Origin of the sequence: Acinetobacter legionensis (genome assembly GCF_048552295.1) — a bacterium.
In the GTDB taxonomy this organism is placed as follows: Bacteria; Pseudomonadota; Gammaproteobacteria; order Pseudomonadales; family Moraxellaceae; genus Acinetobacter.
The window spans coordinates 1-1,322 of record NZ_JBIMCW010000064.1 but is presented as its reverse complement, the minus strand read 5'-3'; the positions used below and the strand labels follow the sequence as shown (position 1 = coordinate 1,322).

The following is a 1,322-nucleotide window of genomic DNA, read 5'->3' as shown; positions in this document are numbered from 1 at the left end:
GGGACTGTTCTAAATTTTGTGTAAGTACTTAATTTTCATTTATCCTTCAGAGGATAATTACAAAAGGTACTTCACATGGATGAAGCAACAATCAAAAGTATGGCTGCCGAATTGGCTAAAGGTCTAAAAACACCAGAAGACTTAAACCAAATGACAGCAGTCTTTAAAAAATTCATGATTGAAACTGCACTCAATACTGAACTTTCAGACCATCTCGGTTATGAAAAGCATCAGTCCAGGAAAGGCTCAAATAGCCGTAATGGGTTTAGTTCTAAAACCATTACAACTCAAGATGGACAACTGGCTTTAGATATTCCCCGTGATCGAGAAGGTTCATTTGAGCCACAAATTATCAAAAAGCACCAAACACGCATCACCAGTATGGATGACCAAATCCTCTCACTGTATGCAAAAGGAATGACTAATAGGGAAATTGTAGCCTTCTTCAAAGAAATGTACGATGCCGATGTCTCAGCATCTCTCATCAGCAAAGTTACCGATGCTGTGATTGAGCAAGTGACTGAGTGGCAAAATAGAGCCTTAGATAGCCTTTATCCTGTTGTCTATCTTGACTGTATTGTTGTCAAAGTCCGTCAGCACTCCAATGTGATTAACAAGTCCGTATACCTTGCTTTAGGCATCAATATGGATGGACAAAAAGAATTACTGGGTATGTGGATTGCTCAGACAGAAGGTGCCAAATTCTGGCTGTCAGTCATGACAGAGCTAAAAAATCGAGGAGTACAGGACATTCTTGTTGCCTGTGTAGATGGATTAAAAGGCTTTCCTGACGCGATAGCCTCCGTTTACCCTCATACTGATATTCAACTGTGTATCGTGCATGTTGTACGCAATAGCCTGAGATTTGTAAGCTGGAAAGACTACAAGGCTGTTACCTCGGGTCTGAAAGCGATTTATCAGGCAAGTACAGAGGAAAATGCTTTAAAGTCCCTAGACATCTTCTGTGATCAATGGAATCACCAGTATCCCAAAATTGGAGAATCCTGGCGGGCCAATTGGGAAAATATCCGAACGATCTTTAGCTATCCAGCCGAAATACGTCATGCAATTTATACAACAAATGCGATTGAGTCGTTGAATAGCGTAATACGCCATTCAACGAAGAAGAGGAAAATCTTTTCATCTGATGACTCAGTAAAGAAGGTCATTTACTTAGCAACATCGAATGCTGCGAAGAAATGGACGATGCCAATTCAAAATTGGCGTTTAGCAATGAATTGGTTTACGATTCAGTTCGATGATCGATTAAAAGATCATTTATAAAAAATGGAACTTACACAAAATAATTTACAGGCTCAAAA

Annotated in this window: 1 protein-coding gene; it reads left to right on the top strand. The window is 39.6% G+C overall.

Annotated features, from left to right (window positions below):
• The first annotated feature begins 75 nt into the window (after positions 1 to 75).
• On the top strand, positions 76 to 1,284 hold the full coding sequence (locus tag ACG916_RS21445; RefSeq protein ID WP_005202188.1) for an IS256-like element ISAba26 family transposase: 1,209 nt from the start codon (positions 76 to 78) through the stop codon (positions 1,282 to 1,284).
• Positions 1,285 to 1,322 lie beyond the last annotated feature (38 nt).